This is a genomic window from Nocardioides luteus (assembly GCF_014648595.1).
GTDB lineage: Bacteria > Actinomycetota > Actinomycetes > Propionibacteriales > Nocardioidaceae > Nocardioides > Nocardioides luteus.
The window spans coordinates 189,287-204,546 of the sequence record NZ_BMRK01000003.1; the positions used below are offsets into that span (position 1 = coordinate 189,287).

Here is a 15,260-nt window from a genome sequence, read left to right on the forward strand (position 1 = left end):
GTGGGCACGATCGTGCCGTCTCGGCCGACCGGGCTGACGCTTCGACCTGTCAGTTCTTCGGGGAGTCGGGCTCGGTACGCGGCAGGGCGGTGCCCGGCTTGTAGAGGCCGAACGTGGCCGTCGACGGCTCGCCACCGAGGGCGGAGGCGACGATCACGAAGAAGTTCGGCTTCACCCACGGGCCGTGCCCGGTGCACTCCCCGGCCACCACACGGCGACCGGACCAGGTCAGCGGGAGCGTCGTGGGGGTGTCGCGGCGTACGACGATCTCCTTGCGCGGGACCGCCTTCGGGCAGACCACGGTCGACCAGACCAGGTCGCCGCTCTTCTGCGAGATCCGCACCTGCAGCGCGTCCGAGGAGAGCTTCCACATGCAGGCGGAGGCCTTCACCGTCCGCAGCTTCAACGGGATGGTGACGTTGTCCTCGGCGTAGCCGTTGGCGACAGCGGGCTCGACCACGATGTCGGAGGGCGAGCACTCGCCGGTCGGCTCCGGCGGCTTGCTGCTCTTCGGCTTCGTCGGCTTCTTCTCACCCGCGTCGCCCTTGTCGCCGGAGTCGCCGGCCTTGCCGTCCTTCGTCGACGGCTTCGCGTCGGGCGTCGGGGTGACGGTCACCGTCGCGGTGGGCTGGTCGGCGACCGTCGCAGCGGACTCGTCAGGGTCGTCGGAGGCGTTGGAGAAGAACCGCGCGATCCCGACGATCAGCAGGAGAGCGATGCCAAGCACGGCGAGCCGCCGGCGCCAGTAGACCGAAGCCGGCAGCCGTCCTCCACTCCTTCGCGCGCGGGCCATAGGCGACACGGTAGTGACCCCGCGCCCTGGTTTCGGGGTGCCACTCCGAGCAATACCTGTCGCACGGCACAATCTGGGTGTGACCGAACTCCACGACACCGTTCTGGACTGGTACGACGCCAACGCCCGCGACCTTCCCTGGCGCTCCGCGACCGCCTCCGCGTGGTCGGTGATGGTCAGCGAGTTCATGCTCCAGCAGACCCCCGTCTCCCGCGTCCTGCCGATCCACGAGGCGTGGATGGAGCGCTGGCCGACCCCGGCCGATCTGGCCGCGGAGCCGACCGGCGAGGCAGTACGCGCCTGGGGCCGTCTCGGCTATCCCCGCCGTGCGCTCCGCCTGCACGCCGCCGCCACCGCGATCGTCGAGCAGCACGACGGTGAGGTGCCGGCCTCCTACGACGAGCTGATCGCCCTCCCCGGCGTCGGCGACTACACCGCCGCCGCCATCGCGACCTTCGCCTACGGCAAGCGCCACGTCGTCCTCGACACGAACGTACGTCGCGTCTTCGCGCGCACTCTCAGCGGAGTCGAGTTCCCCGCGCAGTCGGTGAACAAGGCCGAGAGGGAGCTCGCCGCCGGCGTACTCCCCCTCGACGAGCCCACCGCCGCCACCTGGTCCGTCGCCGTGATGGAGCTCGGCGCACTGGTCTGCACCGCGGCCAACCCGTCCTGCACCCGCTGCCCCGTCGCCGACCTCTGCGCCTGGCGCGCCGCCGGCCACCCCGCGTACGACGGCCCGCCCCGCAAGGTGCAGACCTGGGCCGGCACCGATCGCCAATGCCGGGGCCGGCTGATGGCCGTACTCCGCGACGCCGACGCCCCCGTCCACCGCAGCCGCCTCGACACCGTCTGGTCCGACGAGACCCAGCGCCGCCGCGCCCTAGAAGGACTCCTGAAGGACAATCTCGCCAAAGAGGTAGAGCCAGACTTCTTCGCCCTCCCCTGACACCCCGCCGAGACGTCAGTTATCGACGGCGAGACGTCATAAATCCGGCGTACGGCAAAAGGATCGACGCCGAGCGGCCAGAATTTCTGACCACTCGGCGTCGATTACTGACTTCTCGGCGTTATTCGCTCTCGGGCTTGTCCTCGTCGGGGAGCTCGATATCGGTCACCGTCGCGCCTTCCAGGGGAGGCACGTCGGGGATCGAGGAACGCTTCTGACCCTCGAAGGTGAAGGTCGCGGACGGACCCTCGCCCTCGACGTCGACCACGACGATCGAGCCGGGGCCGATGTCGCCGTAGAGCATCTTCTCGGCGAGCACGTCCTCGATGTCGCGCTGGACCGTGCGGCGCAGCGGACGGGCACCCAGGACCGGGTCGAAACCACGCTGGGCGAGCAGCTTCTTCGCGGCCGTGGTGAGCTCGATACCCATGTCGCGGTCCTTGAGCCGGACCTCGACGGCCGAGATCATGTTGTCGACCATCGAGATGATCTGCTCCTGCGACAGCGGCGGGAACACGATGACCTCGTCGACACGGTTGAGGAACTCGGGACGGAAGTGCTGCTTGAGCTCGTCGGAGACCTTGGACTTCATCTTCTCGTAGGAGCCTGCGGCGTCGTTGGCCTGGGAGAAGCCCAGGTTGACGGACTTCGCGATGTCCCGCGTGCCGAGGTTGGTGGTCATGATGATGACGGTGTTCTTGAAGTCGACGACGCGGCCCTGGGAGTCGGTCAGGCGACCTTCCTCCAGGATCTGCAGCAGCGAGTTGAAGATGTCCGGGTGAGCCTTCTCGACCTCGTCGAAGAGGACCACGGAGAACGGCTTGCGACGCACCTTCTCGGTGAGCTGGCCGCCCTCCTCGTAGCCGACGTAGCCCGGAGGCGAGCCGAAGAGGCGGGAGACGGTGTGCTTCTCACCGAACTCCGACATGTCGAGCTGGATCAGGGCTTCCTCGTCACCGAAGAGGAACTCGGCGAGCGTCTTCGACAGCCACGTCTTACCGACACCGGACGGACCGGCGAAGATGAACGAACCGCCGGGGCGCTTCGGGTCCTTCAGACCGGCACGGGTGCGTCGGATGGCGCGGGAGAGAGCCTTGACGGCCTCGTCCTGACCGATGACGCGCTTGTGGAGCTCGTCCTCCATGCGCAGCAGGCGCTGGGACTCCTCCTCGTTGACCTGCACGATCGGGATGCCGGTCGCCACGGCGAGAACCTCGGCGATCAGCTCCTCGTCGACCTCGGCGACCTCGTCCATGTCGCCGGCACGCCAGGCCTTCTCACGCTCGGCCTTCTTGGCGATGAGCTGCTTCTCCTCGTCGCGCAGACGGGCAGCGGCCTCGAAGTCCTGACCGTCGATCGCGGCCTCCTTGCGCTGGCGCACGTCGGCGATCTTGTCGTCGTACTCCCGCAGGTCGGCGGGGGCCGTCATCCGGCGGATGCGCAGGCGCGAGCCGGCCTCGTCGATCAGGTCGATCGCCTTGTCCGGCAGGAACCGGTCGGAGATGTAACGGTCGGCGAGGGTCACCGCGGAGACCAGCGCCTCGTCGGTGATCGTCACCCGGTGGTGAGCCTCGTAGCGGTCACGGATGCCCTTGAGCATCTCGATCGCGACCGCGATGGACGGCTCCGGCACCTGGATCGGCTGGAAGCGGCGCTCGAGAGCGGCGTCCTTCTCCAGGTATTTGCGGTATTCGTCCAGGGTGGTCGCACCGATGGTCTGCAGCTCGCCCCGCGCCAGCATCGGCTTGAGGATCGAGGCCGCGTCGATGGCGCCCTCGGCCGCACCGGCACCGACGAGGGTGTGGATCTCGTCGATGAACAGCACGATGTCGCCGCGGGTCTTGATCTCCTTGAGCACCTTCTTGAGGCGCTCCTCGAAGTCACCGCGGTAGCGCGAGCCGGCCACGAGCGCACCCAGGTCGAGCGTGTAGATCTGCTTGTCCTTGAGCGTCTCGGGCACGTTGCCCTTGACGATGTCCTGGGCCAGCCCCTCGACGATCGACGTCTTGCCGACGCCGGGCTCACCGATCAGGACCGGGTTGTTCTTGGTGCGCCGCGAGAGCACCTGCATGACGCGCTCGATCTGACCCTCGCGACCGATGATCGGGTCGAGCTTGCCCTCGCGGGCGTCCTGGGTCAGGTTGCGGCCGAACTGGTCGAGCACGAGGCTGGAGGAAGGAGCCTCGGTCGAGCTGGTGCCGGTCGACGCGGTGGCGCCGGAGGTGCCGGTCTGGCCCTCCTTGCCCTGGAAGCCGGAGAGCAGCTGGATGACCTGCTGGCGGACCCGGTTGAGGTCGGCGCCGAGCTTCTGCAGCACCTGGGCGGCAACGCCCTCGCCCTCCCGGATCAGGCCGAGCAGGATGTGCTCGGTGCCGATGTAGGAGTGGCCGAGCTGCAGCGCCTCGCGCAGGGACAGCTCGAGCACCTTCTTGGCGCGCGGCGTGAACGGGATGTGCCCGGACGGCGCCTGCTGACCCTGGCCGATGATCTCCTCGACCTGGTTGCGCACCGCCTCGAGCGAGATGTCGAGGGACTCGAGGGCCTTGGCTGCGACGCCCTCGCCCTCGTGGATCAGGCCGAGCAGGATGTGCTCGGTCCCGATGTAGTTGTGGGAGAGCATGCGGGCCTCTTCCTGGGCCAGCACGACCACCCGGCGGGCTCGGTCAGTGAACCGCTCGAACATGTACGCATCTCTCCTATAAGAATCTGGGGCGCAGGCGCCCACCGGACTGCTCCGGCTGGGCGGTCTCACCGGGAAACAACCCCACAGACAGCCTACGCGTTCCCGACAACACATCGCGATCCGTGCGCTGAGAGCGAACACGGCGTGCCGTACGCCGGGCAGCACCCCTCACACGAAGGCGGCTGCCGCGCCCCGCAGGACACGGCAGCCGGTCGTCGCTGCGTCCAGACCGACGGGTCAGTGAGCCGCCTCGAAAGCGGCCCGGACGTCCGCCGGAATACGACCACGGTCGGGAACGGAGTAACCGTTGGCCTTTCCCCACTCGCGCATGACCTTCGGCGTCGTTCCACCGGCGGCGGCGGCTTTCTTCGCGCCGCTCCGGCGACCGCTCACCTTCTGGGCGTGACCGATGAAGAGCGCGAGAGAATCACGCAGCTTTGCCGCATTGGCTTCGCTGAGATCAATCTCGTAGGAGGTGCCGTCCAGGGCAAAAGACACCGTCTCAGCAGCTTCCGAGCCGTCGATGTCATCCTCGAGGATGATCTGAACCTTCTTTGCCATGTTCCTACCTTCACTGCTCTTCTTCACCCGAAAAGGGGCCGAATATAGCCATCTCCGAAAATGAGACGCCCATAGCATTACATACGAGCAGGTCGGATCAACAGATCGCCATACTGAAAGGCGTTAACGAATAGCGTTTCTCTGGAATATCAGTTCGAGGCCTTGCATCGTGAGTCCTGGTGAATACGCGGAGAAGCATTTGCACTCTCCCACCACGAACTCGGCCAGATAGCCGGTCGCTATCACCGTCACATCATCGGCGGACACACCGAGCTCGGCGATGATCCGGGCGACCAGTCCCTCGACCTGTGCGGCGACCCCGAAGACCATCCCCGACTGGAGCGCCTCGACGGTGTTCTTGGCGATCACCGACCGCGGCCGGGCGAGCTCGACCTTGCGCAGCTGCGCGCCCCGGCGGCCCAGCGCCTCGAGCGACAGCTCGATCCCCGGCAGGATCGCGCCGCCGACGTACTGTCCTGCAGGGTTGACCACGTCGAAGGTCGTCGCGGTGCCGCGGAAGTCGACCACGATCGCGGGCCCGCCGTGGAGGGCCACGGCCGCGACCGCGTTGGCGATGCGGTCGGTGCCGACCTCGCGCGGGTTGTCCATGAGGATCGGGATGCCGGAGCGTACGCCCGGCTCGACCACCACGCACGCGACCGACGCCAGGTGGCGGCCGATCATCTCGCGCCACTCGTGCAGCACCGAGGGCACGGTCGCGCACACGACCACGCCGTCCACGCTCGCCACCAACGGGTCACCGAGGGTGCCGCGCAGCAGCGCCCACCACTCGTCGGCGGTGCGGTGCTCCAGGGTGGAGACCCGCCAGTCCGCGGACACGACGCCGTCGGCGATCAGCCCCAGGACGGTGTGGCTGTTGCCGATGTTGACAGCGAGCAGGGACATGGCGGGACGCCTCAGCCCTCGGACAGGTCGAAGCCGATGTCGAAGACCTTCACCGAGTGGGTGAGGGCGCCGACGGAGAGGTAGTCGACGCCGGTCTCGGCGACCTCGCGGGCGCGGTCGAGGGTAAGCCCGCCGGAGGCCTCGAGCACCGCGCGACCGGCGGTGATCGCGACGGCCTCCTTCATCATCGCGGTGGACATGTTGTCGAGCATGATCCGGCCGCAGCCCGCGTCGAGCAGCGCGGAGAGCTCCTCCAGCGTGGTCACCTCGACCTCGATCGGCACGTCGGGGTAGGCGAACTTCACGGCTTCGTAGGCCTGCACGGCGCCGCCGGCGGCGACGATGTGGTTGTCCTTGACCAGCGCCATGTCGGAGAGCGCCATCCGGTGGTTGGCACCGCCGCCGCAGCGCACCGCGTACTTCTCCAGCGCCCGGAAGCCCGGCAGCGTCTTGCGGGTGTCGAGCACCTGCGCGCCGGTGCCTTCCAGCTCCTCGGTCCAGGCCGCGACCCCGGTGGCGACACCGGAGAGGTGGGAGGCGTAGTTGAGAGCAGTACGCTCCGCGGTCAGCAGACCGCGGGTCGACCCGGCGATGCGCATGATGATGTCGCCCGCCTTGACCTTGGAGCCGTCCCGGACACGGTCGGTGACCTCGACCGAGTCGCCCATGACGTACGCGAAGACGAGCTCGGCCACGCCGAGGCCGGCCACCACGCCGTCCTCCCGGGCGGCGAAGACGCCGACGCCGGTGGAGTCGGGGGCGATCGTCGCGACCGAGGTGACGTCCTCGCTGGGCATCTCGCCAGGAGCCACCATGGGCAGGTCCTCGTCGAGAGCGAGCTCTACGGCGTCGTAGACCTCGCCGGCGTCCAGACCCGCCTGGGTCAGCTCGTCACGCAGAGACTGCGGGATCTCGTCGAAGGGCACGCGTCGGATGGTCATCAGGCTCCTGCCAGGGTTGTCGGGTTCTGGATCGGGGTCTGGGACGGGTCGGTCGCAGCACCCGGGGTGAACGTGGCGACAGTCTCGCCGTCCCGGAGCCGCACGTCGAAATGGCCGGCGAAACCGGCGTCGTCGCGCTCGGCGAAGTCCTCGCGCCAGTGGGACCCGCGGGTCTCCTCGCGCAGCAGCGCAGACTTGGCGAGCGCGAGCGAGACGGTCAGCAGGTTGGTCGCCTCCCAGGCGGCCGGGTCGATCTCGGTCGCCGGGGTCCGGCCGAGCTGCTCGAGCGTCTCGACCGCCTCGGCGAGTCCGGTCGCGTTGCGCAGCACGCCGACCTTGGTCGTCATCGTCTCCTGCAGCGTCTTGAGCGCGCTGCCGGGCACGAGGGCGCGGCCGGTGGCGGCACCCGGGGCCGGGTCCTCCAGCTGGCGCAGCTCGCCGGGCAGGACCTCGGCGATCCGGCGCGAGAAGACCAGCCCCTCGAGCAGCGAGTTGGAGGCCAGCCGGTTGGCGCCGTGGACGCCGCTGCAGGCGACCTCTCCGGTGGCGTAGAGGCCGGGTACGTCGCTGCGACCCCACAGGTCGGTGCGCACGCCACCCGAGGCGTAGTGGCAGGCCGGAGCGACGGGGATCAGGTCCACGGACGGCTCGACGCCGTGGGAGCGGAGCGAGGCGAGGATGTTGGGGAAACGGCGCTCCCAGAAGGCGGCCGACGTCTCCTGCGCACCGCCCAGGTGACGCGCGTCGAGCCACATGTTCGTCCGCCCGGTATCGAGCATCCGCTTCATGATCGCCTTGGAGACGATGTCGCGCGGAGCGAGGTCGCCGAGCTCGTGCACACCCTCCATGAGCCGGTTGCCGTCCCAGTCGACCAGGAAGGCGCCCTCGCCGCGTACGGCCTCGGAGATCAGCGGCTGCTGGCCGCGGGAGTCCTCGCCGAGATACATCACCGTGGGGTGGAACTGCACGAACTCGAGGTCGCGCAGCGTCGCCCCGGCGCGCAACGCGATCGCCATCCCGTCGGCGGTCGCGACCGCCGGGTTGGTGGTCTGCGAGAAGACCTGGCCGAGGCCGCCGGAGGCGAGCACGACCGCCCGGGTACGTACGATCCCGACGCCGTCGGCGTCGCCCTCCCCCATCACGTGGATGGTCAGGCCGGCCACACCGCCGTCGGCGGCGGTCAGCAGGTCGACGACCATCGCGTGCTCGAAGACCATGATCTCCGGTGCACGCCGGACGGCTTCCATCAGCGCCCGCTGGATCTCCGCGCCGGTCGCGTCGCCGTCGGCGTGCGCGATCCGGTCACGGCGGTGGCCGCCCTCGCGGGTCAGCGACAGGTTGCCGGCAGGGTCCTTGTCGAACTCCGCGCCCCAAGCGATCAGCTCGCGCACCGCCTCGGCACCCTCGCCGACCAGGACGCGTACGGCCTCCAGGTCGCACGCTCCGGCGCCCGCCACGAGGGTGTCTACCTCGTGCTGGTCGGGGGTGTCCCCCTCGCCGAGCGCGGCCGCGATGCCGCCCTGCGCCCACTGTGTCGAGCCGGCCTGGAGCACGTCCTTGGTCACGACGGCGACCCGCTCGACCTGGTCCTTCAGCCGTAGCGCCGCGGTCAGCCCGGCGATCCCCGAGCCCACCACGATCACGTCCGCCCACTCGGTCCAGCCCGGATCGCGGGCGGAGAGCAGCTGCATGTTCATAGCGGCACGCTACTGCGTGAGAACGAGCGGTCCACGCATCTGGTCGGTCCCCGGGACCGGCTCGCTCCTGTCGGAGCCGAGCGCGATGATGTGGTTGTCGGCGTCGACGTGCACGACGTGCGGCTCGAACGCCTTGGCCTCCTCGGTGGTCATCTGCGCGTACGCGATCAGGATGACCAGGTCGCCGGGGTGGACCAGGTGGGCGGCGGCGCCGTTGATGCCGAGCACGCCGCTGCCGCGCTCGCCCGCGATCGTGTAGGTCTCCAGGCGGGCACCGTTGGTGATGTCGACGATGGAGACCAGCTCGCCGGGGAGGATGTCCGCGGCGTCGAGGAGGTCGGCGTCGACGGTCACCGAGCCGACGTAGTGGAGGTCTGCCTGGGTGACCGTGGCGCGGTGGATCTTGCCGGTCATCATGGTGCGCAGACGGGTCATCGGGGTGCTCCGATCGTGAGGCTCATGTTGTCGATGAGTCGAGTGGTGCCGACACGGGCGGCGACGAGGATCCGGGCGTCGGTGCCCGGCTCCGGGTTGGCGGGCAGGTCGCCCAGCGCGGGGTCGGTGACCACGAGGTAGTCGAGGTCGACGTCCTTGCCGCGGCGCAGCTCGGCGCGCGCCGCCTGGAGCGCGGCCTCGACGCCGTGCTCGGCCTCGCGCTGCGCGGCGTAGAGCGCCTGCGACAGCGTGGTGGCCTCCGCGCGCTGGTCGGGCGTGAGATAGCGGTTGCGGGAGGAGAGGGCCAGGCCGTCCGGCTCGCGCTGCGTGGGCGCGCCGACGACGTCGACCCCGAGGCACAGGTCGGAGGACATCCGACGGATCAGGGCGAGCTGCTGGTAGTCCTTCTCGCCGAAGACGGCGACATCGGGCCGGACCAGGCCGAACAGCTTCGCGACGACGGTGAGCACGCCCCCGAAGTGGCCCGGACGGGTCTTGCCCTCGAGCACCTCGGCCAGCGGGCCGGGAGCGACGGTGACGTCCTCGCTGGTCGAGCCTGTCGAGACCCCACCCGGGTAGACCTCGTCGACCGACGGCGCGAAGACGACGTCCACGCCCTCGCGCTCGCAGACCTCCAGGTCGGCCTCGAGGGTGCGCGGGTAGCGGTCGAGGTCCTCGCCCGCGCCGAACTGCAGCGGGTTGACGAAGATCGAGACCACGACGGGTCCGCCGCCGACCCGTTCACGAGCGACGCGCATCAGCGACGCGTGGCCCTCGTGGAGCGCGCCCATGGTGGGCACGAAGCCGACCACGGCGCCGTCGCGGCGGGCAGGAGCGAGCAGCTTCGCGAGCTCCTCGCGAGTCGAAGCCAACTGGGTCATCACGGGTTCCAGGTGTGCAGCGGGCGCGGCAGCGGCTGCACGGCGGCGCGGTCGGCGTCGTCGAGCAGCTTCTTGATCTTGAGCGCGCGGATGGGCAGCAGGCGGCCGTCGGAGACGGCCCGGTCGAGGGTGGCGCGCGCCATCGAGACGTACGAGGCCAGCGTCTGCGGCGCGTTGACGCGGATGTCGTCGAGGTGGGCCGCGACGGTGCCGGCGTCGCCGCGGACGATCGGGCCGGTGAGGGCCGCGTCGCCGTGGTCGAGGGCGTTGTCGAGGGCGGCGGTCAGCAGCGGGCGCAGCGTGCCGGCGGGGTCGGTGGCGCCCGCGGCGGAGAGGATCTCCATCGCCTCGGTGACCAGGGTGACCAGGTGGTTCGCACCGTGGGCGAGCCCGGCGTGGTAGAGCGTGCGCATCTCCTCGGGCACCCACATCGGCTTGCCACCGAGGTCGCCGACGAGCGCCTCGGCGAACGCCCGGTCGGCCGCGGTGGCGGCGGTCAGGCCGAAGACGCAGCCGGAGAGCCGGCCGAGGTCGACCGCGGTGCCGGAGAAGGTCATCGCCGGATGGATGGCCATCACGTGCGCGCCGATCGCGGCGGCCGGCTCGAGGATCGCCAGGCCGTGGCGGCCGGAGGTGTGCGCGACGTACATCCCGGGGCGGATGGCGCCGGCGTCGGTCATCGTCTGCACGACGTTGCCGAGCATGTCGTCGGGGACGGTGAGGAGCAGCAGGTCGCAGGATCTCGCCACCGCGGTCGGCTTCTCGACCGGGACACCCGGGAGGAGCGAGGCGATGCGTGCGCGAGAGGCGTCGGACTCGCCTGCGACGGAGACGATCGTGTGGCCACCGGCCGAAGCGGCGCCCGAGGCGATGGTGGGGTTGCGCAGCGCGGCTGCGAGGACGGCCCCGACGCGACCAGCGCCGACGACGCCCACCCTGAGCGGGTGGTTCATGGTGGTAGACCTTTCGTTCCAGTCCCTCCGACCACTCCCCCGTGTGAGCGGAGCCGGGATGGGTACCAGACGTTGTGCCTGCGTGCGCTCAGCCACTGTGACCGAGCCGAAACAACGGTACGCCGCCGTTCACTCTTCCGAAACATCACGATCGCGTGACTGCGATCACACCAGCCGCGTCGTCCATCGGGACCACACGACGGACCCACGGCCCGGTATCACATCGCACCCGGCATTGGAGTCGATACTGATGAACGTGGAAGAATCCAGCCCTCCTCGTCATCTACCAAAGGGTCAGAGTTCAGTGCTCCGTAACGTAGCCGTGCTGCTTGCCGGCGGTGTGGGCTCCCGTGTGGGCCTCGACATCCCGAAGCAGCTCATCAAGATCGCAGGGATGCCGATCATGGAGCACACCCTCGGTGTGCTCAACCGTCACCCGGAGATCGACGAGATCATCATCCTGATGGCGCCGGGTCACCTCGACGCCGTGCACGCGATGACCCGCGACGGCCGCTACCCGAAGGTCACCCAGATCCTCGAGGGCGCCGAGACCCGCAACGAGACGACCAAGCGCGCGCTGGCCGCCCTCCCCGAGGACGCCGACTGCAACGTGCTCCTCCACGACGCCGTACGTCCGCTGCTCAGCGAAGAGGTGATCACCGACTGCTTCAAGGCGCTGGTGACCTACCAGGCCGTCGACGTGGCCATCCCCTCGGCGGACACGATCATCGAGCTCAACGACGACAACACGATCTCGCAGATCCCGGACCGCTCGCGGCTGCGCCGCGGCCAGACGCCGCAGGCCTTCCTCGCCTCGACCCTGAAGCGGGCCTACGAGATCGCCGACCAGGACCCCGACTTCCGGGCGACCGACGACTGCAGCGTCGTGCTCAAGTACCTCCCCGAGACCAAGATCTGGGTGGTCAACGGTCACGAGCGCAACATGAAGGTCACCGAGCCGATCGACGTCTACATCGCCGACAAGCTCTTCCAGCTCACCGCCCACCAGCAGTTCCCGCAGAAGTCCGAGGACGACTACCGCGCCGCTCTCGAGGGCAAGAACATGGTCGTCTTCGGCGGCAGCTACGGGATCGGCGCCGACATCGCGGAGCTGGCCGAGTCCTACGGCGCCAACGTCGCCTCCTACAGCCGCTCGGCCACCCACACCGACGTCGCCAAGCGTGCCGACATCGTCGCCGCGGCGGCCGACGCCGGCAAGCGCTTCGGCTCCATCGACTTCGTGGTCAACACCGCCGGCGTGCTGCCGCGCGGCGACCTCGCCACCGTCTCCGAGGAGACGATCTACACCGCGACCGAGATCAACTACATCGCGCCGGTGCTGATCGCCCAGGAGTTCTACCCCTACCTCGCCCGTGCGAAGGGCTCGCTGCTCTTCTTCACCTCCAGCTCCTACACCCGCGGCCGCCGCGGCTACGCGCTCTACTCCTCGGCCAAGGCGGCCACGGTCAACCTGACCCAGGCCCTCGCCGACGAGTGGGCCGAGGAGGGCGTACGCGTCAACGCGATCAACCCCGAGCGCACCGCCACCCCGATGCGCACCAAGGCATTCGGCCAGGAGCCGTCCCACACGCTGCTGGAGTCGAAGGCGGTCGCGCGCGCGTCGCTGGACACCCTGATCGCCTCGAGCACCGGCCACGTCATCGACCTGCGCCGCATCGACCCGATCCAAGAGGCCCTGGACGCCGCGGCGGGGAACTGACCCATGACGAGCACTCCGACCGCTCCTGCGGACGCGGCCCCGACCGCCGCGCCGCCGCCCGCACCCAAGAAGGCCGCCCGCCGCCCGCGGCTCGGTGCGCTCGACGCGCTCCGGTTCATCGCGGCGGCGGTCGTCGTCGGCTACCACCTGACCGGCATCGCGACCTCCTACTGGGGCGTCGCGCCCCGCGAGGTCTTCCCGACGCTCAACCACGTCACCCGCTACGGCTACCTCGGCGTCGAGCTCTTCTTCATCATCAGCGGCTTCGTCATCCTGATGACCGCCTGGGGGCGTGACCTGCCCGGCTTCGCCGCGTCCCGCATCGCGCGGCTCTTCCCGGCCTACTGGGTCGCCGTCGTGATCACGCTGGTGCTGCAGGCCTTCTGGAAGGGCGGGCGTGACCAGGGGTTCGTCGGCGGTCTGATCAACCTGACCATGACCCAGGACGCCTGGAACGTGCTCAGCGCCCAGGGAGCGTTCTGGACCCTCTGGATCGAGCTCAAGTTCTACCTGCTCATCGGCGTCTTCCTGCTGGTCGGGATCACCAAGCAGCGGGTCATCGCGATGGTCTTCCTGTGGCCGCTGCTCGCCCAGATCGCGCGCACGACCGACTCCGGAGTGCTCAACTCGCTGCTCTTCGCCGAGTACGCGCCGTTCTTCGCGATGGGCATGGCGCTCTTCCTCATCTACCGGTTCGGCAACTCGTTCGTCGCCTGGCTCGCGGTCGGCTACAACGTGATCCTCGGGATCCGGCAGGCGACCGCGTACGCCGACCGGGCGACCGAGCTCGTCGGCGCCCCCGTCTCGCCGGTGGTGACCGGCCTGGCGATCCTGGCGTTCGCTGCGCTCGTCTGGCTGGTCTCGGCCGGTCCGCTGGGCCGGGTGGAGGCGCGCTTCCTGTCGACCCTCGGCGCGCTGACCTACCCGCTCTACCTGGTGCACGCCCAGTTCGCGTTCTGGATCATCGACGTCTTCCACGGCCGCTTCGACGAGTACGTCGTGCTGGCCGCCGCCGTCTCGACCGCTCTCGTGCTGGCCATCGCGCTCCACTACCTGATCGAGCGTCGCCTCCACGACCCGGTGCGCGACGCCGTCCTTCGTGGATTGCGGGAGACATCCGTCACGGGGCGTTAATGTCGGTGCATGCTGACACGTGGTCGGCAGGACCGCGGTAAGAAGGTCCCGCGCCGGCGCATCAACCCGTCCCGTGTGCGTCTGCGCCGGGAGATGGTCCGTTTCGCCCGAGGCACCAAGCGCGGCATGCGTGTCCTCGACGCCGGCGCGGGCAAGTCTCCCTACCGCAACCTCTTCAAGCACGCGCGCTACGAGGCCGCCGACTTCGCCCAGCTGAGCACCGCGTACGCGCCGCTGGACTACGTCTGCGACATCACCGACATCCCGGTCGAGGACGCGACCTTCGACCGGGTGATCTGCAACCAGGTGCTCGAGCACGTCTCCGAGCCGGAGAAGGCGATCGCGGAGCTCTTCCGTGTGCTCAAGCCCGGCGGCCGCATCTTCCTCTCCGCGCCGCTCTTCTTCGCCGAGCACCAGAAGCCCTACGACTTCTTCCGCTACACGCAGTTCGCGCTGCGGAAGATGTTCGAGGACGCCGGCTTCGAGATCGCCCGGCTGAACTGGCTCGAGGGCTACTTCGGCACGGTCGCCTACAACCATCAGATGATGGCGAAGCACCTGCCCGAGAGCCTCGCCGAGCTGCGCGGGCGCGGCCTGCGCTGGCGGCTCGCCTACGTCGCCCCGGTCGTGCTCCTCCACCGGCGGATCGCCCTCCACCTCAGCCGTTTCTACGCGCGGCTGGAGGTCTCCGGTGCCCGGCTCGAGCGCGGGATGCCGAAGAACTACGTCGTGGTGGCACGCAAGCCCGACGGGAGCAGCTCACCGCCCTCGTCGCAGCCTGCGAAGGCTGCGACACCCACGGCCGCACCCCCGACCAGGGCCGAGCTCGAGGCGGAGCTGGCCCGGCTGCGGTCCGAGACGATCCGCACCCGGGAGTCCGTACGCGACCCGCTTGCCGACCTCGAGCTGCCCGCCAGAGTGCACACGGTCGTCGACGGCGTACGTGCCGAGCACCTGACCTATCTCAAGCCCGAGAACCTGGAGGTGCTCGCCCGCCAGGTGCTCGATGCCGATCTGCAGGGCAGGCCGGGGCTGATCATCGAGACCGGCACCGCGCTCGGCGGCTCCGCGATCGTGATGGCGGCGGCGAAGGACCCCAAGCGACCGATGCGGGTCTACGACGTCTTCGGGATGATCCCGGAGCCGTCCGAGCGGGACGGCGAGGACGTGCACCAGCGCTACCGGAAGATCGTCAGCGGCACCTCGAAGGGGATCGCCGGCGAGACCTACTACGGCTACCGCGACAACCTCTACGACGAGGTGCGCGACTCGTTCGAGCGCCACGGGGTCGTCCCGGCCGAGCACAACGTCCAGCTGATCCAGGGGCTCTTCCAGGACACCCTCGAGATCGACGGGCCGGTGGCCTTCGCCCACCTTGACGGCGACTGGCACGAGTCGACGCGGACCTGCCTGGAGCGGATCGCTCCTCACCTGGTCGTCGGGGGACGGATCGTGCTCGACGACTACTTCCACTACAGCGGCTGCCGCGACGCGGTCGACGAGTACTTCCGGGACCGCCCCGGCTACCGGCTGGAGCGGCGGATGAAGCTGCACGTCGTACGTACGGCCTCCGCCTGACCCCAGCCGGTCAGCTGCACCTCAGCGGCACC

The 15,260-nt window shown here is 69.4% G+C and carries 13 protein-coding genes; 4 read left to right on the top strand and 9 right to left on the bottom strand.

Translation table 11 applies throughout. From position 1 onward, the window contains the following. Nucleotides 1-49: 49 nt before the first annotated feature. A complete protein-coding gene (locus tag IEY81_RS05365) occupies nt 50-793 on the bottom strand; it encodes a hypothetical protein (RefSeq protein ID WP_189117430.1) in 744 nt (247 codons plus the stop codon). A 79-nt stretch (nt 794-872) separates the two neighbouring features. On the opposite strand from IEY81_RS05365, the gene IEY81_RS05370 reads away from it, so the two are divergent. Continuing rightward, nucleotides 873-1,739 carry an HhH-GPD family protein gene (locus IEY81_RS05370; protein ID WP_189117431.1) on the top strand — a complete coding sequence of 289 codons (867 nt, stop codon included), beginning with the start codon at nt 873-875 and terminating at the stop codon, nt 1,737-1,739. Between the two features lie 121 nt (nt 1,740-1,860). Here the strand turns inward: IEY81_RS05370 and IEY81_RS05375 are convergent, their stop codons facing one another. The 8 genes from IEY81_RS05375 to IEY81_RS05410 form a co-directional block, all read right to left on the bottom strand. Further along, a complete protein-coding gene (locus IEY81_RS05375; RefSeq protein ID WP_189117432.1) occupies nt 1,861-4,422 on the bottom strand; it encodes an ATP-dependent Clp protease ATP-binding subunit in 2,562 nt (853 codons plus the stop codon). 237 nt (nt 4,423-4,659) lie between these two features. Next, complete coding sequence (locus IEY81_RS05380) at nt 4,660-4,983, bottom strand: histone-like nucleoid-structuring protein Lsr2 (RefSeq protein ID WP_189117433.1); 324 nt, start codon at nt 4,981-4,983, stop codon at nt 4,660-4,662. Between the two features lie 123 nt (nt 4,984-5,106). Then, complete coding sequence (locus tag IEY81_RS05385) at nt 5,107-5,889, bottom strand: type III pantothenate kinase (RefSeq protein WP_189117434.1); 783 nt, start codon at nt 5,887-5,889, stop codon at nt 5,107-5,109. 11 nt (nt 5,890-5,900) lie between these two features. Next, on the bottom strand, nt 5,901-6,830 hold the full coding sequence (gene nadC, locus IEY81_RS05390) for a carboxylating nicotinate-nucleotide diphosphorylase (RefSeq protein WP_189117435.1): 930 nt from the start codon (nt 6,828-6,830) through the stop codon (nt 5,901-5,903). After that, complete coding sequence (locus IEY81_RS05395) at nt 6,830-8,527, bottom strand: L-aspartate oxidase (protein WP_189117436.1); 1,698 nt, start codon at nt 8,525-8,527, stop codon at nt 6,830-6,832. The genes nadC and IEY81_RS05395 overlap by 1 nt, the downstream gene beginning before the upstream one ends. A 9-nt stretch (nt 8,528-8,536) precedes the next feature. Next, complete coding sequence (panD, locus tag IEY81_RS05400) at nt 8,537-8,962, bottom strand: aspartate 1-decarboxylase (RefSeq protein ID WP_229787373.1); 426 nt, start codon at nt 8,960-8,962, stop codon at nt 8,537-8,539. Beyond that, on the bottom strand, nt 8,959-9,843 hold the full coding sequence (panC, locus tag IEY81_RS05405; RefSeq protein ID WP_189117437.1) for a pantoate--beta-alanine ligase: 885 nt from the start codon (nt 9,841-9,843) through the stop codon (nt 8,959-8,961). The genes panD and panC overlap by 4 nt, the downstream gene beginning before the upstream one ends. Further along, nucleotides 9,843-10,796 carry a Rossmann-like and DUF2520 domain-containing protein gene (locus IEY81_RS05410; RefSeq protein ID WP_189117438.1) on the bottom strand — a complete coding sequence of 318 codons (954 nt, stop codon included), beginning with the start codon at nt 10,794-10,796 and terminating at the stop codon, nt 9,843-9,845. The genes panC and IEY81_RS05410 overlap by 1 nt, the downstream gene beginning before the upstream one ends. Nucleotides 10,797-11,100: 304 nt before the next feature. Here IEY81_RS05410 and IEY81_RS05415 point away from each other — a divergent pair, with 304 nt between their 5' ends. The 3 genes from IEY81_RS05415 to IEY81_RS05425 are packed head-to-tail and all read left to right on the top strand — an operon-like array spanning nt 11,101 to nt 15,228. Further along, entirely contained in the window at nt 11,101-12,516 is a 1,416-nt protein-coding gene (locus IEY81_RS05415; protein ID WP_229787374.1) for a bifunctional cytidylyltransferase/SDR family oxidoreductase, read from the top strand. A gap of 3 nt (nt 12,517-12,519) precedes the next feature. Next, the gene (locus IEY81_RS05420; protein WP_189117440.1) at nt 12,520-13,650 is read left to right on the top strand and encodes an acyltransferase family protein; all 1,131 of its coding nucleotides are present in this window, start codon (nt 12,520-12,522) and stop codon (nt 13,648-13,650) included. Between the two features lie 9 nt (nt 13,651-13,659). Then, nucleotides 13,660-15,228: a class I SAM-dependent methyltransferase gene (locus IEY81_RS05425; protein WP_189117441.1), complete on the top strand. Its 1,569-nt coding sequence runs from the start codon at nt 13,660-13,662 to the stop codon at nt 15,226-15,228. Nucleotides 15,229-15,260 lie beyond the last annotated feature (32 nt).

Bases quoted from the DNA above. Each gene is read 5' to 3' on its own strand.
- IEY81_RS05420 (WP_189117440.1), top strand. From the start codon at position 12,520: ATGACGAGCACTCCGACCGCTCCTGCGGACGCGGCCCCGACCGCCGCG.
- panC (WP_189117437.1), bottom strand. From the start codon at position 9,843: ATGACCCAGTTGGCTTCGACTCGCGAGGAGCTCGCGAAGCTGCTCGCT.
- IEY81_RS05395 (WP_189117436.1), bottom strand. From the start codon at position 8,527: ATGAACATGCAGCTGCTCTCCGCCCGCGATCCGGGCTGGACCGAGTGG.
- IEY81_RS05425 (WP_189117441.1), top strand. From the start codon at position 13,660: ATGCTGACACGTGGTCGGCAGGACCGCGGTAAGAAGGTCCCGCGCCGG.
- IEY81_RS05385 (WP_189117434.1), bottom strand. From the start codon at position 5,889: ATGTCCCTGCTCGCTGTCAACATCGGCAACAGCCACACCGTCCTGGGG.
- IEY81_RS05365 (WP_189117430.1), bottom strand. From the start codon at position 793: ATGGCCCGCGCGCGAAGGAGTGGAGGACGGCTGCCGGCTTCGGTCTAC.
- IEY81_RS05380 (WP_189117433.1), bottom strand. From the start codon at position 4,983: ATGGCAAAGAAGGTTCAGATCATCCTCGAGGATGACATCGACGGCTCG.
- panD (WP_229787373.1), bottom strand. From the start codon at position 8,962: ATGACCCGTCTGCGCACCATGATGACCGGCAAGATCCACCGCGCCACG.
- IEY81_RS05410 (WP_189117438.1), bottom strand. From the start codon at position 10,796: ATGAACCACCCGCTCAGGGTGGGCGTCGTCGGCGCTGGTCGCGTCGGG.
- IEY81_RS05375 (WP_189117432.1), bottom strand. From the start codon at position 4,422: ATGTTCGAGCGGTTCACTGACCGAGCCCGCCGGGTGGTCGTGCTGGCC.
- nadC (WP_189117435.1), bottom strand. From the start codon at position 6,830: ATGACCATCCGACGCGTGCCCTTCGACGAGATCCCGCAGTCTCTGCGT.